The organism is Janibacter sp. Y6 (genome assembly GCF_040900765.1).
GTDB lineage: Bacteria > Actinomycetota > Actinomycetes > Actinomycetales > Dermatophilaceae > Marihabitans > Marihabitans melonis.
In genome coordinates, this window is the sequence record NZ_JAKLYZ010000002.1 from 236,930 (window position 1) to 262,600 (window position 25,671).

The following is a 25,671-nucleotide window of genomic DNA, read 5'->3' on the forward strand; positions in this document are numbered from 1 at the left end:
CTGAGAAGGAGTCGTCATGAGCACCCCTGCCACCACGCCACGCTCGACCACCACGAGCGCAGGGGGCAACCGCTGGCTCATCCTCGTCGGAGGCGTCCTCGTCCAGCTCGCCATCGGCGCCGTCTACGCGTGGAGCACCTTCGCCAAGGCGCTCCAGGCGGACGGCTCTGCCTTCGACATCTCCAAGGTGCAGGCCGCGATCCCCTTCGAGGTCGCCATCGGCATGATCTTCGTCGGGACCTTCCTCGGCGGACGGATCCAGGACAAGCGGGGGCCGCGCACCGTGGCGCTCGTCGGCGTCGCGATCTACTCGGTCGGCATCATGCTCGCCAGCCTCGCGCGGGACGGCAGCGACCTGTGGCTGCTCGTGCTCGGCTACGGCGTGCTCGGCGGCTTCGGTCTCGGCCTGGCCTACATCGTCCCGATCGCCATGCTGCAGAAGTGGTTCCCGGACAAGACGGGCCTCATCACCGGCATCGCCGTCGGCGGCTTCGGCTTCGGCGCGGTCATCACCAGCCCCCTCGCCCAGCGGATGATCGCCGGCAGCGAGGACTACCAGCGCTACCCGACGAAGGTCTTCCTCTGGCTCGGCCTGGCCTACCTCGTCGCGGGCGTCATCGGCGCCTCCGTCTTCCGCAACCCGCCGGAGGGCTACACCGTCGCCGGGGCGACGCAGAGCACCGCGGCGAAGGGGGACACCACCGCCCCCGCGGTCCGCGACTTCACGCAGGCCGAGGCGCTGTCGACCCCGCAGTGGTACCTCCTCACCCTCATCCTCACGATCTCGGTCACCGCGGGCATCTCGCTCATCTCGATCGCGGCGGGCACCGCGACCGACGTGGCCGGCTTCAGCGCCGGCGCCGCCGCGACGCTCGTCGGCGTCATGGGTCTCTTCAACGGCGTCGGGCGCATCGCCTGGGCCGCCGTGTCGGACAAGATCGGCAAGATGACGGCCTTCGTCGGCATCCTCGCGATCCAGGGCCTGGCGCTCATCGCGATCCCGCACGCCGGCAACGTCGCGATCTTCTACGTCCTCGCCGCGCTCATCTACCTCTGCTACGGCGGCGCCTTCGGGACGATGCCGTCGACCGCCGGCAGCTTCTTCGGCGTGAAGAACGCCGGTGGGATCTACGGCCTCATGCTCATCGGCTGGTCCATCGGCGGCGTCGTCGGCCCGCTGCTCATCTCCGCGCTCGTCGGCGAGGACAAGGCGTACACCGTCGGCTACACGGTCGTCGGCATCATCGCCCTCGTCGGTGCGGCCATCCCCCTCATCACGAAGAAGCCCGCCGGCCGCACCGCCGACGCCTGACCCCCCTCTCCCGTCGCCCGAGTGAGCGCGAATCGCCGCTACGCCCCCCGCGTAGCGGCGATTCGCGCTCATTGGGCATGGGGCGGGGCTGGTCACGTGGCGAAGGGGGGCATGGCGGTCGAGGCGCAAAGGCCCCCCGGCCCTGAGCCTCGAGACCACCCGCCCGTCGCTGGTCGAGGTGCGAAGGCTCCCCGGGCCTGAGCCTCGAGACCACCGCCTCCCCCTTCGCCCGGGTGACCCGTAAGGTGCCAGGCGTGACTTCGACGCTGGCCCGCACCGCCTACGAGACGCTCGAGCCGTACCACGTCCTGGCGTACTTCAACCCGCACCTCAAGACCGAGTCGGTGCCGCTGCGGCTCTCGCAGGCCGGCATGTACGTCGGGGGGCGGGCCGCGCCGCTGGGGCGGACCTCGGCGGCGACGGTCGCGGCGACCTTCTACAACTTCAACCCGGCGCTCATCACCTTCGGCTGGTCCGAGGCGCTGTCGACCGGTCTCGACGAGACCGACGCCGGACGGACCCGTGCGGTCGACGCCTCGCTGCGCGACGCCCTCGGCGAGCGCGTGTCCGACCCCGAGATCGCCTCCGTCGTCGGCGCGCTGCGGGCGGGCGTCGTCGACGCGCGCTTCGAGGGCCGACCTCTCGCCGCCGCGTGGGCCGCCCACCCGTGGCCGGACGAGCCGCACCTGCAGCTGTGGCACGCGATCACCGTCGTGCGCGAGCACCGCGGCGACGGGCACATCGCGGCGCTCGTCCTCGCCGACCTCTCCCCCGTCGAGGCCCTCGTGCTGCACGAGGCGCCCCACCCCGACCCGGCGATCCGCCGGCGCACGCTCGGTCGCTCCCTGCTCCTGAAGACCCGCGGCTGGGAGGACTCGGACTGGGAGAGCGCGTCGCAGTCGCTGCGCTCGCGCGGGCTGCTCGACGCGGACGGCGCGATGACCGCTGCCGGCGCCGAGCTCTACGACCGGGTCGAGCGCGAGACCGACACCGCCGCCGCGGGCCTGTGGGCCGGGGTGCCGGAGGCCGAGGAGACGCTGCGGCGGGCACGCCCCTTCGTCAAGGCCGTCATCGACGTCGGCTACCTCCCGGGCACCCGCCCCCGCGCCTGACCCCCGCCCCCCTTCAGCAAGCTGCTGCATGCAGCAGCTCGTCATACCCAGCCGCACCTCGTGCTGCTGCTCGCGCGTCGAGGTGCTGCTGGGTCCCCCTTCGCCCCCCGCTGCCTACGAAACCCTGCTGGCTGGGTCTTGACGAGCCAGGACCCTCTCGAGAGGGTCCTGGCTCGTCGAAGGGCTGCTGGCAGGGTTTCGTAGCCCCAGCCGACGAGCGCGAAGGGGTCAGCGCACCCGGAGGGTGATCCCCTCGCCGAGCGAGCCGCCGGCGACGGTGCGGCCGACGACGGGGGCACCGGGGATCTCGCCGACGACGAGCAGGCCGCCGGAGGTCTGGGCGTCGGCGAGCATGACGAGCTCGTCCTCACCCACCCCGTCGGCACTGAGATGGGGGCGCACCCAGTCGAGGTTGCGCCGCGACCCGCCGGGGACGTGCCCGGCGGCGAGCGCCTCGCGCGCGCCGCTCACGTACGGCACCGCCGCGGCGTCGATCTCGGCCGCGACACCGCTCGCGCGGCACAGCTTGTGCAGGTGCCCGAGGAGCCCGAAGCCGGTGACATCGGTCGCCGAGCGCACCCCCGCCGCCAGCGCCGCCTCGGACGCCTCGCGGTTGAGGGTCGTCATCACCTCGACCGCCTCGGCGCTCAGCTCCCCGGTCGCCTTGTGCCGGTTGTTGAGGATGCCCAGGCCGAGGGGCTTGGTGAGGCTGATCGGCAGGCCGGGCTGCGCGGCGTCGTTGCGCAGCAGACGGTCCGGGTCGGCGGTGCCGGTGACGGCCATGCCGTAGATCGGTTCGGGGTTGTCGATGCTGTGCCCGCCGATGACCGGGCAGCCGGCCTGGGTCGCGACGTCGAGACCACCGCGCAGCACCTCGGTCAGGAGGTCGGTCGGCAGGACGTCGCGCGGCCAGCCGACGAGGTTGATCGCCATGACGGGCGTGCCACCCATGGCGTAGACGTCGGAGAGCGCGTTCGCCGCGGCGATCCGGCCCCAGTCGTAGGCGTCGTCGACGACGGGGGTGAAGAAGTCGGCTGTCGAGATCGCGGCGAGACCGTCGGCGACCCGCACGGCGGCCGCGTCATCGCCGTCGTCGAGACCGACGAGCACCTCGGCGGTCGAGGCGGTGCGCACCCCGCGCAGGCCGGCGACGACCTGCTCGAGCTCACCGGGCGGGATCTTGCACGCGCACCCTCCGCCGTGGGCGTACTGGGTCAGTCGCAGCTGCTCCGCCATGCCCTCACCCTAGGTCGGGCCCTCCGGCGAAGGGGGCGGCGGGCCCCCTTCGCCGGTGGTGGCTGGCGGAGGCGGACGGGAATCGAACCCGCCAGACCGAGATGCTCGGCCTCACCGGTGTTGAAGACCGGGGAGCCCACCAGGTGCCCAGACGCCTCCGCCGCTCACGCTATCGCAGGGGAGTCCTGCCCTGGCCGCACCCACCACGCCGCCACTAGCCTGCGCAGGGACGAGGGCAGGGAGGCCGGTCATGACGCTCACCGACGGGATGGACGTCGCCCGGGTGCGCCAGGTGGGTGCGCAGCTGAGGGCGACGGAGCAACGGCTCGACGAGGTGTGCCGCACCGGGCGGGCCGGGCTGGCCACGCTCGACGAGGCCTGGCAGGGACCGGATCTCGCGTCCTTCGGCGACCGGTGGTCGGCGGCCGAGCGGGTCGTCCACGCCGCCGCCGACCGGGTGCGGGCGTACGCGGACGAGCTCGAGCGTCAGGCCGACGCCCAGGACTCCGCCTCGGACTCCCCCGGTGGTCGCGGACCGGGCGGACCCGCCGGGCCGGGCGGCCGCGACGGGGGAGCCGGTGGGGCCGACGACGCAGGTGCCGGCGGCAGCACGAAGGAGAAGGACAACCCGAACTTCGACCCCGACGCCGAGGACGCCGTCGACACCGAGATCGAGGGCCCGCTCTTCCGCGACGGGGCGGCGCCGACCGACGTCGAGCAGGGCAGCCTCAACGACTGCTGGTTCATCGCCTCGCTCCAGGCGGTCGCCGCGACCCACCCCGAGGTCCTCGAGCAGGGCGTCGTCGACAACGGCGACGGCACCTACGACGTCACGCTCTACGTCGACGGCGAGCCGGTCGTCTACCGCGTCGACGCGGTCGTGCCGGCCGACGACGGCGATCCGGTCTTCGCCGACAACGCGAGCGCCTCGGACCGCGAGCTGTGGCCGCTGCTCTACGAGAAGGCGATGGCTCAGCACATGGGCGGCGACTGGCGCGACCTCGACTACGACACCGCTGAGCGCGCCCTCGAGGCGATCACCGGCCAGGACGTCGGCACCGAGAACACGAGCAGCGGGATCTTCGACTGGAACGCCCCGCCGGACTCCGACGAGATCCGCGAGGTGCTCGACACCGGCGGGCAGGTGCTCCTGTCCTCGCACGACGACGTCGGCGGCCGCCCGCTGTACGAGGACGACACGATCGCGACGAACCACCTCTACTGGGTGAGCGGCGTGACCGAGAGCGGGGACCTCGAGCTCACCAACCCCTGGAGCCCCGGAGACGACCCGATCGTGCTCACCTACGAGGAGTTCCAGGACAACTTCGGCCACATCAGCACGAGCCGTCCATGAGGTGCGCGGCGATCGCGACCGGCCTCGCCCTCCTCGTCGGGGCGAGCGCCTGCGGCAGCGGGCCGGACCCCGCGTCCACCAGCACGAGCACCTCGACCCCCAGCGCACCGCAGGAGAGCCCCATGGCCGACGCCATCGTCCTCAAGCAGAACCTCCCGACGAAGGTCGACGGCACCCGCGTCGTCGCCTACAACGTCACCGACGACGGGGCCGGGCTGCAGACCCCCGACGGCCGGGTCTCGGTCGACCTCGACGGCACCGTCGAGCTCGACGGGCGCAGCTACACCGTCGTCGAGACCGTGCCGCACAGCGACGAGCGCGAGGGCACCAAGCCCAACGGGTGGGTCTCCCTCCAGCGGCGCTGAGCCACCCCGCCCGAAGGGGGAGGCCTCGGGCCGCGTCGTAGGGTCGAGACCATGACGCAGGACCCCCGGCGGCGCGTGCCGCGCACCGACGCCGTCCTCGCCGACCCGCGGGTGGTCACCGCGCTGGGCACGCACTCCCGCGAGCGGGTCAAGGCCGCGGTCGTCGCCGCCCAGCAGCGCGCCCGCTCCGGCGAGATCGAGCCCGAGCGCGTCGTCGACGAGACGCTCGCCGGGCTGCCGAGCCGGGCGAGCAGCCTGACCCCCGTGCTCAACGCGACCGGCGTCGTCATCCACACGAACCTCGGCCGCGCGTCCCTCTCCCCCCGCGCGATCGAGGCCGTCGTCGACGCCGCCGGGTACGTCGACGTCGAGATGGACCTCGGGACCGGGCAGCGCTCGCGCCGCGGGGCCCAGGCCCTCGCCGCCCTTCGCTCGGCCGTGCCCGACGCCGGTGACGCGCTCGTCGTCAACAACGGCGCCGCCGCCCTCGTCCTCGCGACGACCGCGCTCGCTGCCGGCCGCGAGGTCGTCGTCAGCCGGGGCGAGATGGTCGAGATCGGCGACGGCTTCCGCCTGCCCGACCTCGTCGCGAGCACCGGCGCCCGCCTGCGCGAGGTCGGCACGACGAACCGCACGCACCTGCGCGACTACGTCGACGCCGTCGGACCCGACACGGGCTGCATCCTCAAGGTGCACCCGAGCAACTTCCGCGTCGAGGGCTTCACCCGCTCGGTCGGCGTCGCCGAGCTCGCCGATCTCGGCGTGCCCGTCGTCGAGGACATCGGCTCCGGTCTGCTCGCCCCCGACGCGGCCCTGCCCGACGAGCCGGACGCGACGACCTCCCTTCGCCGGGGGGCCCATCTCGTGACCGCGAGCGGGGACAAGCTCCTCGGCGGCCCGCAGGCCGGGCTCGTCCTCGGCCGCGCCGACCTCGTCGAGCGGCTGCGTCGTCACCCGCTGGCCCGCGCGGTGCGGGTCGACAAGCTCACCCTCGCCGCGCTCGAGGCGACCCTCACCGGTCCGCCCACCCCGACCGCGCAGGCCCTGCACGCCAGCCCGGACGACCTGCGGGCGCGCACCGAGCGTCTCGCCGAGGCTCTCGGTCGGCAGGTCGTCCCGGTCGACGGGCGGGTCGGCGGTGGCGGCGCTCCCGGGGTGCCGCTCGACGGCCACGCCGTCGAGATCCCCGCGGACCTCGTGCCCGGTCTGCGCCGGCCGAGCAGCGACGTGCCCGCCGTCGTCGCCCGCGTCGACGGCGGCCGCGGCCTCGTCGACCTGCGCTGCATCCCGTCCGGGGCGGACGAGGACCTGCTGCGCGCGCTGCGTGAGGCGCTCGCCGGATGAGGCGCGTCCTCGCGACGGCAGGGCACGTCGACCACGGCAAGTCCACCCTCGTGCGCGCCCTCACCGGACGCGATCCCGACCGGCTCGCCGAGGAGCGCGAGCGCGGTCTGACCATCGAGCTGGGCTTCGCCTGGACCCGCCTCGGCGACGACGTCGACCTCGCGGTCGTCGACGTGCCGGGGCACCGACGCTTCATCGGCACGATGCTCACCGGGCTCGGGCCGGCTCCCGCGGTGCTCCTCGTCGTCGCCGCCGACCAGGGCTGGCAGGCGCAGACGAGCGAGCACGTCGGGGCGGTCGCCGCCCTCGGGATCCGCGACGTCCTGCTCGCGGTGACGCGCAGCGACCTCGCCGACCCCGAGCCGGTGCGCACCGAGGCGCTCGTCCGCCTCGCCGAGCTGGGCTGGCCGGACGTGCCCTCGGTCGTCGTGTCGGCGACGACAGGGCTCGGGGTCGAAGACCTGCGGGCCGCCCTGACGACCCTGGTCACCGCGCTCCCCGAGCCCGACCCCGCGGCGCCCGTGCGGCTGTGGGTCGACCGCTCCTTCACCATCGGCGGCGCGGGGACCGTCGTCACCGGCACCCTCGGTCACGGCACGCTCTCGGTCGGCGACCACCTCGAGGTGCACGACCCGGGCACGGGGCGTCATGCCGTGACCATCCGCGGACTGCACAGCGAGGACACCCGGCACGAGAGCCTCACCGGGATCACCCGAGCGGCGGTCAACCTGCGCCGAGTCGACGTCGACGCCGTGGGACGCGGGGCGGTCGTCGTCACGCCGGACGCCTTCGTCCTCTCGCGCACCGTCGACGTGGCCGTTGAGTCCGCGGACCTGCCCGAGCAGCTCACCGTGCACGTCGGCACCGCCGACCACGAAGGGGTGGTGCGCCCCCTCGGCCCTGCGCACGCCCGCGTGCGGATCGAGACCGCGCTGCCGTGGCGCGTGGGCGACCGCCTGGTCCTGCGGGACCCGGGCAGCCGACGGACGTGGGGCGCCCAGGTGCGCGACGTCGACCCGCTCCCCCTGCGTCGCCGCGGCGCGGCCGTGGCCCGGGGCGAGGCGCTCTCGACCACGGACCCCCGGGCGCTGCGTCTCGCCGAGCACCGCGTGCAGCGCGCCGACCACCTGGGTCGCCTCGGGCTGGGCGCCGCCGGCGCCGACGAGGTCCACGTCGGCGACCACGTCGTCGACCCTGCCGCCTGGGCCGGGTGGCGAGCCGAGGCACCCCGGCTCGTCGACGCGCTGCGCGACCGCGACCCGCTGAGCGCCGGCCTGCCGGTGGCCGAGCTCGCCCACCGCCTGCGCCTGCCCAACGACGCCGACACCCTCGTCGCCGCCGTCGCCGCGGCTGCCGGTCTGGAGGTCACGGAGGGCCGCGTCCACCGGGCGGGGCCCGCCGGGCTCGGTCCGGCCGAGGCCGGGGTCGCGGAGGTCGAGCGGAGGCTGAGGGAGTCCCCCTTCGCCGCACCGGAGCGCGACGACCTCGCCGCGCTCGGGCTCGGTGCGCGCGAGCTGGCCGCCGCCGCCCGGCTCGGGCGGCTGCTCCGCCTGCCCGACGACGTCGTCCTCCTGCCCGACGGACCGGCCCGCGCGATGCGCGAGCTCGCCGGGCTGGGCGGTCCCTTCACCCTCAGCGAGGCGCGGCAGGCGCTCGGCACGACCCGTCGGGTCGCCGTGCCGCTGCTCGAGCACCTCGACGCGAAGGGGTGGACCCGCCGCCTCGACTCCCGCCTCCGCGAGGTCGCCCGCTAGGCGACCCGACCGGGATCTTGGCAGTCGCGCGGGTTGCAACCCGCGCCGGCGCCAGCTTCTCGGGAGAGAGGCCCGGGATCTTTGCAGCCGCGCGGGTTGTAACCCGCGCTGGTGCGGACTTCTCGAGCTAGAGCGGGGGACGCCGCATCGCACGGCCGGTCAGGACGTCGCGCAGGGCGAAGGTCGGGGCCGTGCCGACGCAGGCCCCGTGCTCCACCTGCGGAGGTGCGACACCGGCCACGACCTCGGCCTCGACCGGCACGGCGAGCGCCGAGACGGCCCGCGCGTAGGCGGCGTGGCCCGCCGCCGTCGGGTGGTAGGACTCCTGCGTCGGCCACGACAGCCCGTGGACCCACGGGTCCGGGTCGCAGATCTGGTGGCCGTCGAAGGGGGTGCGGACGTCCACCCCTTCGCAGCCCTCGTCGGAGGCCACGCCGAGGATCGTCTCGGCGAGCCGGTCGGCCGCGTCGCCGAGGCGACGCATCTCGTGCACGGACACCGAGGTGATCCACGAGCAGTCGGAGACGCCGTCGAAGAGGTGCGGGTAGCCGCTGACGACGACGCGGGCGTCGGGCGCGCGCCCCCGGACCGCACGGAGCACCTCGCGCAGACGACCGGGAAGCACCCCCGAGACCACCTCGAGCGCCTCGTCGATCGCCCCGTCGGAGCTGCCCGCCCACCCGGGCCGCGCGACCGAGAGCAGCACCGGCACGAAGCCCGCGTCGTTCCCGCCCACGGTCACCGTGACGAGCTGCGTCTGCGCCCCGACGGCGCCGACCTGGTCTCGCAGGACGTCGGCGCAGGTCGCGCCGAGCACTGCCTGGTAGGCGATGTCGAGACCGGTCGCGCGGGCGACCGCGAGCGGGTACCCGGCGTCGGTGCGGTACGGCCCCGGCTCGCGACGACCGGCCCCGACGCCTGCGGCGTAGGAGTCGCCGAGCGCGACGTAGGCCCGGCTCACACCCCGGCGACCCCGCGCTCGAAGGGGGATACGTCGACGACCGTGCTCACCGGCAGCCGGCCGCCGTAGACGTGCGGGAAGAGGTCGGCGCCCGGCGCCGGGCGCTCGCGGCCCACCATCAGGCCTGCAGCCGCGACGGCCTCCTCGGAGATCGACAGCACGACCAGCGGTGCGTCGACATCGGCGTAGTACCGCTGCGCCACCCCGTCGAGCTGGGCGCGGTCCTCGCACGCGTGGAGGTAGCCCTCCTCCTCGATGCTCACGCCGAGCGTCGACGTGCCGTACGAGCCCTCCGCCGTCGCCTGCTCCCACTCCGAGGCCAGCGCGAGGTGGAGGATCGTTCCGCTCACGCCGCCGCCCGGATGTCCGCGAGGACCCGCAGGGTGCGCTCTCGGGCGTCACGTCCCGGCGCGACGTTGGCGACGATGAGCTCGTCGGCGTCGGCGGTCCGCTGGAAGTCGGCGAGCCCGGCGGCGACAGCCTCGCGGTCGCCGTGGACCGTGTACGTCGCCATGTGCAGCGCCTGCTGGCCCACGGGGGTGTCCATGAGCTCGGCGACCATGTCGTCGTCGATGTCGACCCCGGCGAGCTGCGGCATCCGACCGGCGAGCGAGCGCACCCGCGAGGAGAGCACCTGGGCGCGCAGCTCGTCGGCCTCATGCGTGCTGTCGGCGGCGACGACGTTGAGCGCGGCGATGACGTAGGGCTCGGCGAGCTGCTCGGAGGGGCGGAAGCCGTCACGGTAGGCGGCGACAGCCGCCTGCAGCGCGTCCGGCGCGAAGTGGGAGGCGAAGGCGTACGGCAGGCCGAGCTGCGCGGCGAGCTGGGCCCCGAAGAGCGAGGAGCCGAGGATGTAGAGCGGGACCTTCGTGCCCTCGCCGGGGTAGGCGTGGATGCCCTCGATACGGGTCTGCTCGGAGAGGTAGCCCTGCAGCTCGAGGACGTCCTGGGGGAACTGGTCGGACGCGACCGGCGAGCGGCGCATCGCGCGCATCGTCACCTGGTCGGTGCCGGGGGCTCGGCCCAGCCCGAGGTCGATCCGGTCGCCGTGCAGCTCAGCGAGCGTGCCGAAGTCCTCGGCGACGGTGAGGGGGGCGTGGTTGGGGAGCATGATCCCGCCGGAGCCGACGCGGATCCGCTCGGTGCGGGCCGCGACGTGGGCGATGAGCACCGCGGTCGCGGACGAGCTGATCGAGCGCATGTTGTGGTGCTCGGCGAACCACAGCCGCTCGAAGACCCCCAGCTCGTCGGCCACCTGCGCGAGATGGACGCTGTCGGCGAGCGCCTCGCTGATCGGCTGGCCGGAGCGCACCATGGCGAGGTCGAGCAGGGAGAGGCGAAGGGGGCGGGTCGGGTTCGAGGCAGTCACCTGGGTGCCAACCTCAGTCACCGACCGTCTTCTTCCCGCGACCGACGATCTTCTTGTCCGGGGCGTGGACGACGCCGGTGTCCTTGCCCTCGTAGTCGAACTGGTCGAGGAAGAAGCGCAGCGCGTTGACCCGGGCCCGCTTCTTGTCGTTGGAGCGCACCGTCGTCCACCGCGCGTGCTTGGTGTCGGTGCGCTCGAACATCTCCTCCTTCGCGGCGGTGTAGGCCTCCCACTTGTCGAGGGACTCGAGGTCCATCGGTGAGAGCTTCCACCGGCGCACCGGGTCGAGCTGGCGGATCGCGAAGCGGGTGCGCTGCTCCTGCTGGGTCACGGAGAACCACAGCTTCGTCACGTGGACCCCGGACTCGCTGAGCAGCCGCTCGAGCTTGGGGGCCTGGTCCATGAAGACCTCGTACTCCTCGTCGCTGCAGAAGCCCATGACCCGCTCGACGCCGGCGCGGTTGTACCAGGACCGGTCGAAGAGGACGATCTCGCCCTCGGTCGGCAGGTGCTGGACGTAGCGCTGGAAGTACCACTGCCCGGCCTCGCGGTCGGTCGGCTTGTTGAGCGCGACGACGCGAGCACCGCGCGGGTTGAGGTGCTCGGTGAAGCGCTTGATCGTCCCGCCCTTGCCGGCCGCGTCGCGGCCCTCGAAGAGCACGACGAACTTGCGCCGCTCGTCCTGCGCCCAGTACTGGAACTTGAGCAGCTCGACCTGGAGGCGGTACTTCTCCTCGTCGTACTCCTCGCGCGGCATGAGCTCGTCGTAGGGGTAGCCCTCCTTCCACGTCTCGACGGCCTTGCCGTCGGGCATGAGGAGCACGGGGTCCTCCTGCTTGCTGCCGCCGACCGTGTACCCCTTCGCCTGCAGGTCGTCGATGAACTCGCGAAGGCCCATCTTCTGCGTCATGGACCGATCCAATCACCTCGAGATGGCGGGCAGGTGACGACGGGCCCCCGTGACAGCCGTCATGGGCAGGTCCGGCCCGCTGTCATGGGCGAAGGGGGACCCCCCGCGGCACCGTAGGAGACATGGATCGCCGCGTGCTCGTCTTCGTCGCCCTCGCCATCACCATGCTCTACGGGGTCACCGTCGGGCTGTCCGACGCCCGGGACGTCGTCGCCCCCGTCGGCGGGGTCGTCGTCGCCCTGTCGTGGATCGCGGTGGGGATGTTCGGACGCACCTCGAGGGACTGAGCGAAGGGGGTCCCCCCCTTCGCTCGGTCCTCCAGGGCGGGTCTCATGGTGCTCTCAGGTGGCCCGTGCACGATGATGGGGCCAGTCCTGCCCCGTCTGCCGCTGAGGAACGATGAGCAAGAAGAACACGACGACGACCAACGCCCGCCAGGAGCGTCTCGAGGCCGCCCGCAAGGAGCAGCAGGCCGCCGAGCGCCGACGCAACGGCATCCTCTACGGCGCCGCAGGCCTGGCCGTCGCGCTCATCGCCGGAGCGGTCTTCTGGGCGATCAGCAACGACGAGGGGCGCAAGATCGCCGCGGCCGACGAGATCGAGGGCGTCCAGACCTACGACTACCCGGGCGTCAACCACGTCGAGGGGACGGTCGACTACAAGGAGACCCCGCCCGTCGGCGGCGAGCACAACCCCGCCTGGCTCAACTGCGGGGTCTACGACAAGCCGGTGCCGAACGAGAACGCCGTGCACTCCCTCGAGCACGGCGCGGTGTGGATCACCTACCAGCCCGATCTCGCGGAGGACCAGGTCGACAAGCTCGTCGACATGACCCCGAAGACCTACGGGCTCATCTCCCCCTTCGAGGGCATGGACTCGCCGATCACCATCTCCGCGTGGGGCACCCAGCTCAAGGTCGACTCCGCGGACGACCCGCGCCTCGAGCCCTTCATCAAGAAGTACCGCCAGGGCCCGCAGACACCGGAGCCCGGCGCCGCCTGCACCGGCGGCGTCGGCGCCTGATGTCGCCGAGGGCCATCGTCGCGGCCCTGGTCGCTCTCGCGATCGGGGTCGCGGCCGGGGTCTTCGTCGGCCGCTCGACGAGCGGTGACGCCCCGGGGGACCTGAGCACCGACGCGGGCTTCGCCCGTGACATGCAGACCCACCACGACCAGGCCGTGGAGATGTCCTTCATCGTCCGTGACCGCACCGACGACGAGTCCGTGCGGTCGCTGGCCTACGACATCGCCCGCACCCAGTCGCACCAGTCCGGCCAGATGGCCGGGTGGCTCTCCGCCTGGGGCCTGTCGCCGACGAGCTCGCAGCCGGTCATGGGCTGGATGGACGACAGCCACGACCACACGATGCCCGCGACGCAGGAGGGCGCGCTCATGCCCGGCATGGCCGTGCAGAGCGAGCTCGACCGGCTCGGCCGCCTGTCCGGCAAGGAGGCGGAGGTCTACTACCTCCAGCTGATGATCCGCCACCACCAGGGCGGGGTGCCGATGGCCCAGGCCGCCGTCGACGGCGCCTCCCAGCCCGAGGTCCGCCGCCTCGCGCAGTCGATCATCAACAGCCAGACCCTCGAGACCGAGACGATGACCCAGATGCTCCAGGAGCGCGGGGCCGAGCCCCTGTCCTCGTAGACCCGTCGCTGGTCGAGGTGCGAGGGCGCGCAGCGCCCGAGCCGCTTCGCTGGTCGAGGTGCGAGGGCGCGCAGCGCCCGAGCCGCTTCGCTGGTCGAGGTGCGAGGGCGCGCAGCGCCCGAGCCTCGAGACCACCGCCGTCCACACCGCCCCCGCGCGATGTCCGCCCTCCTGGCTAGGTTGCTCTCGTGACCCTGCACCTCCACCGGGCGGTCCGCACCGCCGAGCTCGCCGACGACCTCGGCGCGCTCCTCGCGGACCCGCTGCCCGACCCCTTCGCCGAGGAGGTCGTCGTCGTGCCCGAGCACGGCGTCGAGCGGTGGCTGGCGCAGCGGCTCTCGCACCGCCTCGGCGCGGGCGAGGCGGGCTCCGACGGCGTGTGCGCGGGCGTGCGCTTCGTGCGGCCGGCCTCCCTCGTCACCCTGCTCACCGGGCGCGAGCTCGACGACCCCTGGCTGCCCGCCCACCTCGTGTGGCCGCTCCTCGCGAGCATCGACGCCGCGCTCGACGAGCCGTGGGCGGCCGCGCTGGCCCGTCACCTCGGCCACGGCCAGGACGAGGACGACGTGCGCCGCGGTCGGCGCTACGGCCTGGCCCTGCGCCTGGCCCGCCTCCTCCACCGCTACGGGGTCCAGCGCCCGGCCGTGCTCACCGCGTGGCGCGAGGGGCGTGACGAGGACGGCGCCGGCCAGCCGTTGCCCGCCGACCTGCGCTGGCAGCCCGAGCTCTACCGCCGGCTGCTCGACGTCGTCACCGAGCCGCCGCCGGACGTGCGTCACGCGCAGACCCTGCAGCGGCTGCGTGACGACCCCGGCTCGCTCGACCTGCCCGACCGGCTCTCGCTCTTCGGCCATACCCGCCTCGCGGTGACCGAGGTCGAGCTGCTCCGCGCGCTCGCCACCCACCGCGAGGTGCACGTGTGGCTCCCGCAGCCCTCCCCCACCGCCTGGTCGGCGACGGCGGCCGCCCTCGCCGGGGCCGGCGTCGTGCCCCGCGCGCAGGACGACCCCGAGCTGCTCCCCGCCCACCCGCTGCTCGCCTCGCTGGGCCGCGACAGCCGCGAGCTCGTCCGGGTGCTGCGGCCCGGCGCCGACGACGTCGACCACGGCGGGGGTGCCGGGCCCGCACCGACCGGCACCGTCCTGCGCTGGTTGCAGTCCGACATCGCCGCCGACCACGTGCCGAGCGCGCCGGAGCGGGCCGCCCGTGTCCCCGCCCCTGACGACCGCAGCCTGTCCATCCACGCCTGCCACGGCCCGACGCGCCAGGTCGAGGTGCTGCGCGAGGTGCTCGTCGGGCTGCTCGAGGACGACCCGAGCCTCGAGCCGCGCGACGTGCTCGTCATGTGCCCCGACGTCGAGGTCTACGCCCCTCTCGTCGGGGCGGCCTTCGGGCTGGGCGACCACGGCACCGAGGCCGAAGGGGTGGACGCGCACCCCGCGCACGGCATGCGCGTCTCGCTCGCCGACCGCTCGCTCGCGGCGACCAACCCCCTCCTCGAGGTCGCCGAGCGGCTCGTCGCCCTCGTCGGTGGCCGGGCCAGCGCCAGCGAGGTCCTCGACATCATCTCCAGCACACCCGTGCGCGCCCGCTTCCGCCTCGACGACGAGGACCTCGAGACCCTCACCTCGTGGGTCGGCGCCACCGGGGTGCGCTGGGGCTTCGACGCGGCGGGCCGCTCCCCCTTCGCCCTGTCCGCGGAGCGGCAGAACACGTGGGACTTCGGGCTCGACCGGCTGCTCGCCGGGGTCGCCGTCTCCGCCGACGGTCCGCTGTCGATCGGCGGGCACACCCTGCCCTACGACGACGTCGGCAGCGGCAGCATCGAGCTCGCCGGCATCCTGGCCGAGGTCGTCGACCGGCTCCGCGCCGCGACCGAGGCGCTCGGCGCCGCCCGGTCGGCCTCGCAGTGGACCGACGCCCTGCGCGAGGCCGTCCTCGACCTCACCGACGTGCCGACGACCGACGCCTGGCAGGTCGGTGAGCTCGAGCGGGTGCTCGCCGAGGCCTCGCGCCACGCGCCCGAGAACCTGCCCCTGCGCATCGCCGACGTGCGCGTCCTGCTCGCCGACGCCCTCGCGGGCCGCCCGGGCCGCGCGAGCTTCCGCACCGGCGGGATCACCGTGTGCACGATGGTGCCGATGCGCTCCGTCCCGCACCGCGTCATCTGCCTCGTCGGGCTCGACGACGACACCTTCCCCCGGCAGCAGGCCGTCGACGGCGACGACGTGCTCGCCCGCACCCCGATGACCGGTGAGCGCGACGCGCGCAGCGAGGACCGCCAGCTGCTCCTCGACGCCGTCATGGCCGCGCAGGAGCGTCTCGTCATCACGTACACGGGCGCCGACGAGCGCAGCGGGGAGCGGCGCCCGCCCGCGGTGCCGCTCGGCGAGCTCATCGACGCGGCGGCCGACACCGTGGCCCCGGTCGAGCGAGATGCCGGCGCCGAGCACGACCCCGAGGGGGCTGCCGTCGCGGCGTCGAGCGCGGTCGGCGAGGTCCGCCACCCGCTGCAGCCCTTCGACCCGCGCAACTTCGAGCCCGGTGCGCTCACCGCCACCGGCTCCTTCTCCTTCGACCAGGCCGCGCTCGGCGGCGCCCGGGCCATGCTCGGCCCGCGCCCCGAGCCGCCACCCCTGCTGGACGGTCCCCTGCCGGCCGAGGCGCTGAGCGAGATCTCGCTGGCCCAGCTCGTCTCCTTCGTCCACTCGCCCGCACGCACCTTCGTCCACGACCGCCTCGGCGTCGCCACGAGCTGGGAGGTCGACGAGGTGAGCGATCGCATCCCCGTCGACCTCGACAACCTCGAGCGCTGGTCGATCGGCGACCGCGGCGTCCGTGAGCGCCTCGCGGGGCGCACCGCCGAGGAGGTGTGGACCGCCGAGCTGCTCCGTGGCGAGCTGCCCCCGAGCGGTCTGGCGCGCCACGCCCTCGGGGCGATCTGCCAGCGGGCCGAGGGGCTCGTCGCGAGCGTGGAGCAGCTGCGGGGCACCGAGCCCGGTCGCACCGTCCACGTCGACATCTCGCTGCCCGGCGGCCGCCGGGTCACGGGTGCGGTCGACTCCGTGCACGGCGACCGGCTCGTCGCCGCCGGCTACAGCGGCGTCGGTGCGAAGCAGCTGCTCGGGGCCTGGGTGCACCTGCTCGCCCTCACCGCCGGTCACCCCGACGGCGGCTGGCAGGCGAGCCTGCTCGGCACGAGGCCCCGTGGCACCGACACCCGCGAGATCGGACGACTGGAGCCGCAGCTGGCCCTCGCCCGTCTCGGCGACCTCGTCGAGCTCTACCTCCTCGGTCGCACCGCGCCCCTGCCGCTGCCGCCGAAGACCGGGTACGTCTACGCCCAGGCCGTCCACCACGACCCGCGGCGCGCACGGGCGGCTCGGCAGGCGGCGAAGGGCGAGTGGGAGCCCGGTGACCGCGGCTTCAGCGCCGAGCGTGACGACCGCTGGTGGCGCCTCGCGATCGGCGCCGGCTCGAGCATCGACGACCTCCTCGTCCCCGCGGCCGGGCCCGGCACCGACCTCGCCGCACTGGCGAGCCGGCTGTGGGACCCGCTGCTCGACAACCTCGGAGGTGGGCGATGAGCGAGCCGACCGTCGCACCTCAGGACGACGCCCTTCGAGGCTCCTCCGTCGCACCTCAGGACGACGCCTCCGTCGCACCTCAGGACAGCGCCCTTCGAGGCTCCTCCGTCGCACCTCAGGACAGCGCCTTCGACGTCGTGGGCGACCTGCCCGGGCCCGGCGACACCGTGCTGCTCGAGGCGAGCGCGGGCACCGGCAAGACGTGGACCATCGGCGCGCTCGTCGCCCGCTACGTCGCCGAGGGCCTGCCGCTCGAGTCCCTGCTCGTCATCACCTTCGGCCGCGCGGCCAGCCAGGAGATGCGCGAGCGGGTGCGCGAGCACCTGCGTCTCGTCCACCGCGGCCTGGTCGACCCGCAGACCGCGGACGGCGACCCCGTCGTCGCGCTGCTGCGCTCGGGCGCTCCCGACGAGGTCGCCCTGCGCGAGCGCCGGCTGCGCGAGGCGCTCACCCACTTCGACGGCGCGACCATCGCGACGACCCACCAGTTCTGCCAGCTCGTGCTGCGCGGCCTCGGCGTGGCCGGTGACACCGACCCCCGGGCGCGGCTCGTCGAGGACCTCACCGACCTGCGCGACGAGGTGGTCGACGACCTCTACCTACGCGGTTTCGCGGCGAGCGAGGGCCCGCCCGCCTTCTCCCGCGAGGAGGCCGGGGCCATCGCGCGGGTCGTCGTCGAGCACCCGCACTCGGCGATCAGCCCGCACGAGCTGCCCGGTGTGACCGTCGCGGCCCGCAAGCTGCGCTTCGCCCATCTCGTCCGCGACGAGATGTCCCGACGCAAGCGGCGACTGGGCGTGCTGAGCTTCGACGACCTGCTGAGCGAGCTCGCCGACGCCCTCGCCGACGACACGAGCCCGGCCCGGCAGCGCATGCGCGACCGGTGGCAGGTCGTGCTCGTCGACGAGTTCCAGGACACCGACCCGGTGCAGTGGCAGGTCCTCGAGCGGGCCTTCGCCGGGCACAGCGCGCTCGTGCTCATCGGTGACCCGAAGCAGGCGATCTACGGCTTCCGCGGCGGCGACGTCCACACCTACCTCGCCGCGGCGGCCACCGCCACGCGCCGGCACACCCTCGTGCGCAACCACCGCTCCGACCCTGCCCTCGTCGGCGCCCTGACGACGATGATGCGCGGCGCCCGCCTCGGGTCACCCGAGATCGTCGTCCACCCCGTCGAGCCGGCGAAGGGGGAGTCCCGCCTCGCCCTGCCCGGCGCCGACGAGGACCCCCTCCTCTCCCCCGTCCGGCTGCGCGCCGTGCCCACCGCCCTCGTCGCCGGCGACGACGGCAAGGTGAGCATCGGCTCGGTGCGCCCGGTCGTGGCCCGCGACTGCGCCGCCGAGGTGGCGCGGCTGCTCGCCTCCGGCATGACCTTCGAGGGGCGACCGCTGCGTGCCGGCGACATCGCCGTGCTCGCCCACAAGCGCGACTCGCTCGAGCAGGTGCGGGGGGCCCTGCACGACATCGGCATCGCCTCGGTCGTCGTCTCCTCCGAGTCGATCTTCGCCACCCCGGCCGCGGACGACTGGCTCACCCTGCTCGAGGCGATGGCGCAGTCGCACCGCGCCGACCGGGTCCGCGCCGCGGCCCTGACGACCTTCGTCGGGCACCGGGCGGCCGATCTCGACGCCGGCGGCGACGACCTCGTCGACGAGGTCGCCCGGGTGCTGCGCACGTGGTCCGAGGTCCTCGGCCGGCGTGGGGTCGCGGCCGTGCTCGCCGCGGCGACGACCGGAGGTCTGGAGAGCCGTGCGCTGGGCCTCGAGGGTGGCGAGCGCCGCCTCACCGACCTGCGCCACCTCGGCGAGGTCCTCCACGAGCGCGCCGTCGTCGAGGGCGACGGTCTCGCCGCGCTCACGACCTGGCTGCGCGAGCGCATGCAGGCGGTGCGGCAGGAGGAGCGCACCCGCCGGCTCGACAGCGACGCCGACGCGGTCGCCCTGGCGACGATCCACGCGAGCAAGGGGCTGCAGTACCCCGTCGTCCTGCTCCCCTTCGTCGCCGACCGCTTCGTCACCCGCGCCAACCGGCTCACCCATCTGCGCTTCCACGACGACGAGGGCCGGCGCTGCCTCGACATCGGCATCACCGAGGACCCCGACCGCGGCGAGCGGGTCACCCGCCACCAGGACGAGGAGGACGGCGAGGCGCTGCGCATGCTCTACGTCGCCCTCACCCGGGCGCAGAGCCAGGTCGTCACGTGGTGGTTCCCCTCGGGGATGAACACCCCGCCCTCGGCGCTGCATCGCATGCTCTTCGGGCGCGAGCCCGGTCAGGGCCAGCTCCCGCCCCGGGTCGCCGTGCCCTCCGACGTCGAGGCCGCGGGCCGCCTGCGCGCGTGGGAGCGCGAGGGCGCCTTCGCCCTCGAGGTCGTCGACGAGGCGGTCGTGCAGCGCGCCGACCCCGAGGCCGTCCGTCGTGAGCTCACGGCCCGCACGTGGTCTCGCGTCGTCGACGACGGGTGGATGCGCACCTCCTACACCCGGCTCACCCGGCCCCTGGAGTCCGGCACCGTCGGCGTGCCGACCCCGTCGGCCCCGGACGACCTCGTCGGCAGCGAGCCCGAGCACGGACCGCGCGAGGGTGAGGACGAGGTCGGCCCGCTCGCCCGCCCGGGTAACGGCGACGGCGGCGTGTCCTCGACCCACGCCGTGCTGCCGTCGCCGATGGCCGACCTGCCGGTCGGCGCGACCTTCGGCAACCTCGTGCACGCGGTGCTCGAGGAGGCCGACCCCCAGGCGCCCGACCTGCGCGCCGAGCTGCTCGCGCACGTCGAGCACCAGGCGGGGCGGTGGCCCGTCGCCGGGCTCGAGCGACCCGCTCTCGCCGAGGCCCTCGAGCTCGTCTGCGAGACCCCCCTCGGACCCCTCCTGCCCGGGGCGACCCTGCGGTCGGTCGGGCGCGACCGCTTGTGCGAGATGGACTTCGAGCTGCCGCTCGCGTCGGGCGACGCCGCTCATGCCGGCGACGGGGTGCTCCTCGGCGAGCTCTCGCGCCTGCTGCGCCACCACCTGCCGGAGGGCGATCCCGTGCGTGGTCTCGCCGAGACCCTCGACGACCCCGCGGTCGGCGACCAGCCGCTGCGCGGGTACCTCACCGGGTCGGTCGACGTCGTGCTGCGCCACGAGGGTCGCTACGTCGTCGTCGACTACAAGACGAACTGGCTGGGTGCCGTCGACGAGCCGCTCACCACCGACCACTACGGCCCGATGGCCCTGCACGAGGCGATGGGTCACAGCTCCTACCCGCTGCAGGCACTCCTCTACGCCGTCGTCCTCCACCGCTTCCTGCGCTGGCGCCTGCCCGGCTACGACCCCACGACGCACCTCGGTGGTGTCCTCTACCTCTACGTGCGTGGCATGGCGGGGCCGTCGACACCGGTCGTCGGCGGTCATCCGACCGGGGTCTTCTCGTGGCTGCCGCCGGTCGCGCTCGTCGAGGCGGTCTCCGAGCTGCTCGACGGGAGGGCGCCATGAGCACCGAGCACCCCACGGCCGACGCCCCGCTGGCGGCCGCGACCCCCTTCGTCCCGACCGGTCCGCACGACCGCCGGCTCGCGGCACGCGCGACCGGTGTGCTCGGCGACGCCAACCGGACGGGATGGGTCGAGTCGCCCGACGTGCACGTCGCGACCCGGCTCGCCGGGCTCGTCGGCGGTGACGACGACGCGGTCCTGCTCGCGCTGGCGCTCACCGTGCGCGCCGTGCGTGAGGGGTCGAGCTGTCTCGACGTCGCCGCCCTGCACGACGCCATCGCAGCACCTCCGGCCGACGACGTCGAGGACCCCGAGCGGTCCGCGGCCGTGCGCGCCGTGCTGCCGGCCACCCCGCGTGACTGGCTCGACGCGGTCGCCTCGAGCCGGTGCGCCGAGGCCGGCGTCGTCCACGTCGACCACGACCTCGTCTACCTCGACCGCTACCACCGCGAGGAGGTGCAGGTCGCCGACGCCCTCGCCCGTCGGGCCGAGCTGCCGCCTGTCGAGGTCGACGTGCCTCGGCTCGAGGCGGGGCTGACCCGCGTCTTCGTCGGCGGGACCTGGCAGGAGCAGCGCGACGCGGTCCGGGCGGCCGCCGCGCGGCGCACGAGCATCCTCGTCGGCGGTCCGGGGACCGGCAAGACCTCGACCGTCGCGGGTCTGCTCGCGCTCCTCGTCGAGCAGAGCGAAGGGGTGACCCGTCGCCCGACGATCGCCCTCGCGGCACCGACCGGCAAGGCTGCCGCCCGGCTGCGCGAGTCCGTCCTCGAGTCCGTCGCCGGATTCGAGGAGGCCGACCGCGACCGGGTCGGGACGGTCGAGGCGGTGACCCTGCACCGTCTCCTGGGCTGGCGCCGCGACAGCAGCACGCGATTCCTGCGCGACCGCACCAACCCCCTGCCGCACGACGTCGTCGTCGTCGACGAGGCCTCGATGCTGTCGCTGACGATGACCGCCCGGCTGCTCGACGCCCTGCGCCCGAGCGCGCGCCTCGTGCTCGTCGGCGACCCCGACCAGCTGGCCTCCGTCGAGGCGGGTGCCGTCCTGGCCGATCTCGTCGCCGGCTACGAGGAGCACCCGGCGAGCCCGGTGACCCGGCTGCTCACCTCGCGCCGTTTCGGCAGCCGGATCGGACGCCTGGCCGCCGCGGTGCGCGACGCCGATGCCGACGAGGTGATGCACCTCCTGCGCACGGCGGCGGGACCCGAGAGCGAGGACGACAGCGTCGACTTCGTCGAGGTGGACGACCCCACCGGCGCGGAGGAGGCACTGCGCGGGCATCTCCTCGGCCGAGCCGAGCGGCTGCGCTCGCTCGCGCTCCGCGGCGACCCCGGGGCGGCGCTCGCGGCGGTCGACGAGCACCGCCTGCTCTGCGCCCACCGCGACGGCCCGTGGGGCGTGTCGTCGTGGAACGCCCGGGTCGAGCGCTGGCTGAGCGAGGCGACCGGGCACCATGCCCGGCAGTACGCGGGTCGCCCCCTGCTCGTCACGGCGAACGACTACCGGCTGGGCCTGTCCAACGGCGACACCGGTGTCGTCGTGCTCGGCCCGGCCCACCGGCTGGTCGCCGCCTTCGGCGACCCCGACGACCCCACGCTCTACGGCGCGAGCACGCTCGCCGACGCCGAGACCGCGCACGCGATGACGATCCACAAGAGCCAGGGCAGCCAGGCCGCGCACGTCAGCGTGCTGCTGCCCGACGCGGACTCCCGCCTGCTCACCCGCGAGCTGCTCTACACCGCCATCACCCGGGCGCAGAGCCGGGTGACCGTCGTCGGCTCCGAGGAGTCGATCCGCGCCGCGGTGCCACGACGCACGGCGCGGGCGTCGGGGCTGCGCCACCGCATCGCCCGTCGCTGAGGACCACGACCCGCCGGACGCGCCGTACGGGGCTGCCGTCCGGAGGAGGAGACGGCAGCCCCGTGCGGGGGTGGTGCGACGAGCAGGCTGACCAGGCCGCTCGCTCGGGCGCGGTGTCAGCCCGGGTAGACCGACTGCACCCCGGCGCGGTCGGTGGAGGTCATGCTGAGGTCGGCCGAGGAGCCGTTGCACTGGGGGTAGTGCATGATCGACGCCGAGTCGTACGGGGTCAGCGGACGCCAGCTCGAGTCCTCGAAGCAGGTGCCGGCCTCGGGCCGGGTGTGCTCGTGCCGGAAGCCCAGGGCGTGGCCCAGCTCGTGGGCGACGATGTTCGAGGGCGACCAGCCGCCGGCGGAGAAGAACTGGTCGGTGTTGATGAGCACGTTGCGCTGCGACTTGCTCGTGCTGGGGAAGAAGGCGCGCGCGATGTAGCTCGCGCCCGTGACCGGCTCGACGGAGAAGGTGACGTTGCTGTTGCTCGTCGTGCACCGGGAGTCCTGGGCGCTGACGTAGGTGAAGTCGATGCCCGAGGTGGCCGACTCCCACTGGTTGCCACCGCTGCTCATCGCCGAGACGACGGCCGCCTTGTTGCTGCCGAAGCGGTCGCTCACGCAGTAGGTGAGGGCCTTGGCCTGGCTGGCGCTCCACACGTCGTCGCGGCCGTAGACCGTGTTGACGATGAGCTCGTTCTCCGGCGTGGGCGCTGCGATCTCCTCGTAGAAGGTCTTCAGGGCCTTCTCGCCGCTCAGCGGGATGTCGCCGTTGACGATGTACTGACCATCGGCGTCCTGGTAGGTCGAGCTCTTGAACTCGCCGTAGGACGGGGCGTCCGGGTCCTGGGCGTTGCTGGCCGTGGCACCGGTGATGCCGGCCAGACCGACGGTAGCCGCCGCGGACAGCACGCGGGTGGTCATGCTCTTCATGGGAGCTCCTGGGGTGACGTGGACCGAGGCGGCTGATCGCGTCCCGGGTGCCACCGACCGTAGGAAGCGCTTGCTCAGCGGGACTGCCGTGGACCGTAAGATCGCCGCCCGGACTTCACCAAGATCGCCCCATGAGCACCACCAGCACCCAAAGTGGGTAGCGGCCCAGTCAAGGCGGACGAGCACAACCCCCGCCGCCCGACCCGTCCGTCACACCCGACGAGCGACAGACCCCGAAGGTCGAGGTGCGAAGGCCTTCAGGGGTTGAGATGCGAAGGCCTTCGGTGGTTGAGGTGCGAAGGCCCCCCAGGGCCTGAGCCTCGAAACCTCGGGGGCGGTGGTCTCGAGGCTCCTTCGTCGCACCTCGACCAGCAGGAGCCGACGGTGGTTGAGGTGCGAAGGCCTTCGGTGGTTGAGGTGCGAAGGCCCGCCAGGGCCTGAGCCTCGAAACCTCGGGGGCGGTGGTCTCGAGGCTCCTTCGTCGCACCTCGACCAGCAGGAGCCGACGGTGGTTGAGGTGCGAAGGCCCGCCAGGGCCTGAGCCTCGAGACCTCGGGGGCGGTGGTCTCGAGGCTCCTTCGTCGCACCTCGACCAGCGAAAGAGCCCCTCCTTCGTCGCCCCTCGGCCCGCCAGGGGCTACTTCGTCATCGCCCGCTTGTACTCGCGGGTGGAGAGGGGCACGAAGATCACGAGGATGATGGCGACCCAGACGAGGGTGTAGATCTCGGCGTTCTCCAGGGCCCAGGTGTACTCGGCCGCGGAGCGCACGGACTCCTCGCTCATCCCGGTGCCGCCATCACCGAGCGCGCCGAGGTTGCCGAAGTTGTCGCGCGCCGCGTGGGTGAGCGTCGAGACGGGGTTCCACCCGGCGAAGGTGCGCAGCACCGACGGGAGGTTCTCGCTGGGCACGAAGGTGTTGGCGATGAAGGTCAGCGGGAAGATCACGAGGAAGGAGGCATTGCCGACGACCTCGGGGGTGCGGACCTTCAGCCCCACCCACGCCATGATCCAGCTCACCGCGTAGGCGAAGAGCAGCAGGATGAGGAAGCCGATGACCGCCCCGACGACGCCGTCGCGCAGCCGCCAGCCGATGAGCAGACCGGTGAGCGCCATGACGACAAGCGAGATGACGTTGTTGACGACGTCGGACAGGGTGCGCCCGACGAGCACCGCGCTCGGGTGCATCGGCAGGGTGCGGAAGCGGTCGATGACGCCCTTCTGCATGTCCTCGGCCATGCCGAAGCCGGTGAAGGTGCCGCCGAAGACGACCGTCTGGGCGAAGATGCCGGCCATCATGAACTCGCGGTAGCCGGCCCCGTCGCCCCCGGCGATGCTGCCGAAGACGAAGCCGAAGAGCAGCACGAACATGATCGGCTGCATCGTCGTGAAGACGAGCAGGTCGGGGACCCGCTTGATCTTGATGAGGTTGCGCCTGACGATCGTCAGGGAGTCGCTGACCAGGGCGCTCATGCGTGCTGCTCCTGCGTGGTCTCGTCGGGCTCGGCGATCTCGGCGCGGTGCCCGGTCAGGGAGAGGAAGGCGTCGTCGAGGGTCGGGCGCCGGATGCCGATGTCCTGCACGGTGACCCCCGCGTCGGACAGCCGCTGCACGGCGTCGACGAGGGCGGTCGTGCCCGTCTGGATGGGCAGGGTGAGGGTCCGTGTGTGCTCGTCGACCGCGGCGTCGTCGATCCCGACCGGGCGCAGCGTCGTCGCGGTCTCGCCCAGCCGGTCACCCTGCTCGATGGTGACGAAGAGACGCTCGCCGCCCACCTGGGCCTTGAGCTCGTCGGAGGTGCCGCGGGCGATGACCTCGCCCTGGTCGATGACGACGATGTCGTGGGCGAGCTGGTCGGCCTCCTCGAGGTACTGCGTCGTGAGCAGCACCGTGGTGCCGGCCGCCACGAGGTCGGTGATGACCTGCCACATGTCGCCGCGGCTGCGTGGGTCGAGCCCGGTCGTGGGCTCGTCGAGGAAGACGACGGGCGGTCGCACGACGAGCGCGCCGGCGAGGTCGAGGCGCCGCCGCATGCCGCCCGAGTAGGTCTTCGCCGGACGGTCCGCGGCGTCGTCGAGGCGGAAGTCGCGCAGCAGCTGCTCCGCCCTCGCCCGCGCCTCGCGCCGGGACAGGTGGTAGAGCCGGCCGATCATCTCGAGGTTCTCCCGGCCCGAGAGATACTCGTCGACCGAGGCGTACTGCCCAGCGACACCGATCGACTCGCGGACGCCGACGGGGTCGGAGACGACGTCGCGACCGGCGATGGTGGCCCGCCCGGCGTCGGGCGGGATGAGCGTGGAGAGGATGCGGACGGCGGTCGTCTTGCCCGCGCCGTTGGGTCCGAGGACCCCGAGGACCGAGCCCGTCGGTGCCGCCAGGTCGACCCCCCGCAGTGCCTCGACCGTGCCGTAGGTCTTGCGCAGGCCCTCGGCCTGGATGGCGTAGTCAGTCACGACGGCCATGCT

The 25,671-nt window shown here is 73.8% G+C and carries 20 protein-coding genes and 1 tRNA gene; 12 read left to right on the forward strand and 9 right to left on the reverse strand.

Going from position 1 to position 25,671, the window contains the following annotated elements:
* Positions 1-16: 16 nt before the first annotated feature.
* Entirely contained in the window at positions 17-1,312 is a 1,296-nt protein-coding gene (locus L6241_RS06075) for an OFA family MFS transporter (RefSeq protein ID WP_368245385.1), read from the forward strand.
* Between the two features lie 254 nt (positions 1,313-1,566).
* Positions 1,567-2,424, forward strand: a complete 858-nt coding sequence (locus L6241_RS06080) for a hypothetical protein (RefSeq protein ID WP_368245386.1) — start codon at positions 1,567-1,569, stop codon at positions 2,422-2,424.
* A 228-nt stretch (positions 2,425-2,652) separates the two neighbouring features.
* Here the strand turns inward: L6241_RS06080 and selD are convergent, their stop codons facing one another.
* On the reverse strand, positions 2,653-3,660 hold the full coding sequence (selD, locus tag L6241_RS06085; RefSeq protein WP_068270384.1) for a selenide, water dikinase SelD: 1,008 nt from the start codon (positions 3,658-3,660) through the stop codon (positions 2,653-2,655).
* Between the two features lie 63 nt (positions 3,661-3,723).
* Positions 3,724-3,819: transfer RNA gene (locus tag L6241_RS06090), tRNA-Sec, on the reverse strand.
* A gap of 91 nt (positions 3,820-3,910) precedes the next feature.
* Between L6241_RS06090 and L6241_RS06095 the strand changes: the two genes are divergently transcribed.
* Genes L6241_RS06095 through L6241_RS06110 form a run of 4 tightly spaced genes read left to right on the forward strand, consistent with a single transcriptional unit; the run spans position 3,911 to position 8,477 of the window.
* Positions 3,911-5,014, forward strand: coding sequence for a C2 family cysteine protease (locus L6241_RS06095; RefSeq protein ID WP_368245387.1), 1,104 nt, complete (start codon positions 3,911-3,913; stop codon positions 5,012-5,014).
* On the forward strand, positions 5,011-5,379 hold the full coding sequence (locus tag L6241_RS06100; RefSeq protein WP_354588315.1) for a hypothetical protein: 369 nt from the start codon (positions 5,011-5,013) through the stop codon (positions 5,377-5,379). The genes L6241_RS06095 and L6241_RS06100 overlap by 4 nt, the downstream gene beginning before the upstream one ends.
* 51 nt (positions 5,380-5,430) lie before the next feature.
* Entirely contained in the window at positions 5,431-6,723 is a 1,293-nt protein-coding gene (selA, locus tag L6241_RS06105) for an L-seryl-tRNA(Sec) selenium transferase (protein ID WP_368245388.1), read from the forward strand.
* Positions 6,720-8,477, forward strand: coding sequence for a SelB C-terminal domain-containing protein (locus tag L6241_RS06110; protein WP_368245389.1), 1,758 nt, complete (start codon positions 6,720-6,722; stop codon positions 8,475-8,477). The genes selA and L6241_RS06110 overlap by 4 nt, the downstream gene beginning before the upstream one ends.
* A gap of 127 nt (positions 8,478-8,604) precedes the next feature.
* On the opposite strand, the gene L6241_RS06115 is transcribed toward L6241_RS06110, so the two are convergent.
* From L6241_RS06115 to ppk2, 4 genes are read right to left on the reverse strand one after another with little or no spacing between them, the layout of a single operon-like run.
* Positions 8,605-9,438 carry an SGNH/GDSL hydrolase family protein gene (locus tag L6241_RS06115; RefSeq protein WP_368245390.1) on the reverse strand — a complete coding sequence of 278 codons (834 nt, stop codon included), beginning with the start codon at positions 9,436-9,438 and terminating at the stop codon, positions 8,605-8,607.
* Positions 9,435-9,788: a DUF952 domain-containing protein gene (locus L6241_RS06120; protein ID WP_368245391.1), complete on the reverse strand. Its 354-nt coding sequence runs from the start codon at positions 9,786-9,788 to the stop codon at positions 9,435-9,437. The genes L6241_RS06115 and L6241_RS06120 overlap by 4 nt, the downstream gene beginning before the upstream one ends.
* The gene (locus L6241_RS06125) at positions 9,785-10,828 is read right to left on the reverse strand and encodes an LLM class flavin-dependent oxidoreductase (protein ID WP_368245392.1); all 1,044 of its coding nucleotides are present in this window, start codon (positions 10,826-10,828) and stop codon (positions 9,785-9,787) included. Before L6241_RS06125 ends, L6241_RS06120 begins: the two co-directional genes overlap by 4 nt.
* Positions 10,821-11,717, reverse strand: coding sequence for a polyphosphate kinase 2 (gene ppk2, locus L6241_RS06130; RefSeq protein WP_251717984.1), 897 nt, complete (start codon positions 11,715-11,717; stop codon positions 10,821-10,823). Before ppk2 ends, L6241_RS06125 begins: the two co-directional genes overlap by 8 nt.
* 122 nt (positions 11,718-11,839) lie before the next feature.
* Between ppk2 and L6241_RS06135 the strand changes: the two genes are divergently transcribed.
* From L6241_RS06135 to recD, 6 genes are all read left to right on the forward strand, one after another.
* The gene (locus L6241_RS06135) at positions 11,840-12,004 is read left to right on the forward strand and encodes a hypothetical protein (RefSeq protein WP_251717982.1); all 165 of its coding nucleotides are present in this window, start codon (positions 11,840-11,842) and stop codon (positions 12,002-12,004) included.
* Between the two features lie 112 nt (positions 12,005-12,116).
* Positions 12,117-12,740 carry a DUF3105 domain-containing protein gene (locus L6241_RS06140; RefSeq protein ID WP_251717981.1) on the forward strand — a complete coding sequence of 208 codons (624 nt, stop codon included), beginning with the start codon at positions 12,117-12,119 and terminating at the stop codon, positions 12,738-12,740.
* The gene (locus L6241_RS06145) at positions 12,740-13,363 is read left to right on the forward strand and encodes a DUF305 domain-containing protein (RefSeq protein ID WP_368245393.1); all 624 of its coding nucleotides are present in this window, start codon (positions 12,740-12,742) and stop codon (positions 13,361-13,363) included. The genes L6241_RS06140 and L6241_RS06145 overlap by 1 nt, the downstream gene beginning before the upstream one ends.
* A gap of 188 nt (positions 13,364-13,551) precedes the next feature.
* Positions 13,552-16,950 (forward strand): exodeoxyribonuclease V subunit gamma, encoded by a 3,399-nt coding sequence (gene recC / locus L6241_RS06150; RefSeq protein WP_368245394.1) that lies wholly within the window; start codon positions 13,552-13,554, stop codon positions 16,948-16,950.
* On the forward strand, positions 16,947-20,426 hold the full coding sequence (locus tag L6241_RS06155) for a UvrD-helicase domain-containing protein (protein ID WP_368245395.1): 3,480 nt from the start codon (positions 16,947-16,949) through the stop codon (positions 20,424-20,426). The genes recC and L6241_RS06155 overlap by 4 nt, the downstream gene beginning before the upstream one ends.
* Positions 20,423-22,285, forward strand: coding sequence for an exodeoxyribonuclease V subunit alpha (gene recD / locus L6241_RS06160; protein WP_368245396.1), 1,863 nt, complete (start codon positions 20,423-20,425; stop codon positions 22,283-22,285). Before L6241_RS06155 ends, recD begins: the two co-directional genes overlap by 4 nt.
* Positions 22,286-22,401: 116 nt before the next feature.
* Here the strand turns inward: recD and L6241_RS06165 are convergent, their stop codons facing one another.
* The 3 genes from L6241_RS06165 to L6241_RS06175 all read right to left on the reverse strand — a co-directional run bounded on the left by L6241_RS06165 (position 22,402) and on the right by L6241_RS06175 (position 25,668).
* Positions 22,402-23,208, reverse strand: a complete 807-nt coding sequence (locus L6241_RS06165; RefSeq protein WP_368245397.1) for a M57 family metalloprotease — start codon at positions 23,206-23,208, stop codon at positions 22,402-22,404.
* A gap of 637 nt (positions 23,209-23,845) precedes the next feature.
* A complete protein-coding gene (locus L6241_RS06170; RefSeq protein ID WP_368245398.1) occupies positions 23,846-24,679 on the reverse strand; it encodes an ABC transporter permease in 834 nt (277 codons plus the stop codon).
* On the reverse strand, positions 24,676-25,668 hold the full coding sequence (locus L6241_RS06175) for an ATP-binding cassette domain-containing protein (RefSeq protein WP_368245399.1): 993 nt from the start codon (positions 25,666-25,668) through the stop codon (positions 24,676-24,678). Before L6241_RS06175 ends, L6241_RS06170 begins: the two co-directional genes overlap by 4 nt.
* Positions 25,669-25,671: the final 3 nt, after the last annotated feature.

Coding starts and splice junctions, on each gene's coding strand:
- L6241_RS06075 (WP_368245385.1), top strand. CDS start 17: ATGAGCACCCCTGCCACCACGCCACGCTCGACCACCACGAGCGCAGGG.
- selD (WP_068270384.1), bottom strand. CDS start 3,660: ATGGCGGAGCAGCTGCGACTGACCCAGTACGCCCACGGCGGAGGGTGC.
- L6241_RS06095 (WP_368245387.1), top strand. CDS start 3,911: ATGACGCTCACCGACGGGATGGACGTCGCCCGGGTGCGCCAGGTGGGT.
- L6241_RS06100 (WP_354588315.1), top strand. CDS start 5,011: ATGAGGTGCGCGGCGATCGCGACCGGCCTCGCCCTCCTCGTCGGGGCG.
- selA (WP_368245388.1), top strand. CDS start 5,431: ATGACGCAGGACCCCCGGCGGCGCGTGCCGCGCACCGACGCCGTCCTC.
- L6241_RS06110 (WP_368245389.1), top strand. CDS start 6,720: ATGAGGCGCGTCCTCGCGACGGCAGGGCACGTCGACCACGGCAAGTCC.
- ppk2 (WP_251717984.1), bottom strand. CDS start 11,717: ATGACGCAGAAGATGGGCCTTCGCGAGTTCATCGACGACCTGCAGGCG.
- L6241_RS06135 (WP_251717982.1), top strand. CDS start 11,840: ATGGATCGCCGCGTGCTCGTCTTCGTCGCCCTCGCCATCACCATGCTC.
- L6241_RS06140 (WP_251717981.1), top strand. CDS start 12,117: ATGAGCAAGAAGAACACGACGACGACCAACGCCCGCCAGGAGCGTCTC.
- L6241_RS06145 (WP_368245393.1), top strand. CDS start 12,740: ATGTCGCCGAGGGCCATCGTCGCGGCCCTGGTCGCTCTCGCGATCGGG.
- L6241_RS06155 (WP_368245395.1), top strand. CDS start 16,947: ATGAGCGAGCCGACCGTCGCACCTCAGGACGACGCCCTTCGAGGCTCC.
- recD (WP_368245396.1), top strand. CDS start 20,423: ATGAGCACCGAGCACCCCACGGCCGACGCCCCGCTGGCGGCCGCGACC.
- L6241_RS06165 (WP_368245397.1), bottom strand. CDS start 23,208: ATGAAGAGCATGACCACCCGCGTGCTGTCCGCGGCGGCTACCGTCGGT.
- L6241_RS06170 (WP_368245398.1), bottom strand. CDS start 24,679: ATGAGCGCCCTGGTCAGCGACTCCCTGACGATCGTCAGGCGCAACCTC.
- L6241_RS06175 (WP_368245399.1), bottom strand. CDS start 25,668: ATGGCCGTCGTGACTGACTACGCCATCCAGGCCGAGGGCCTGCGCAAG.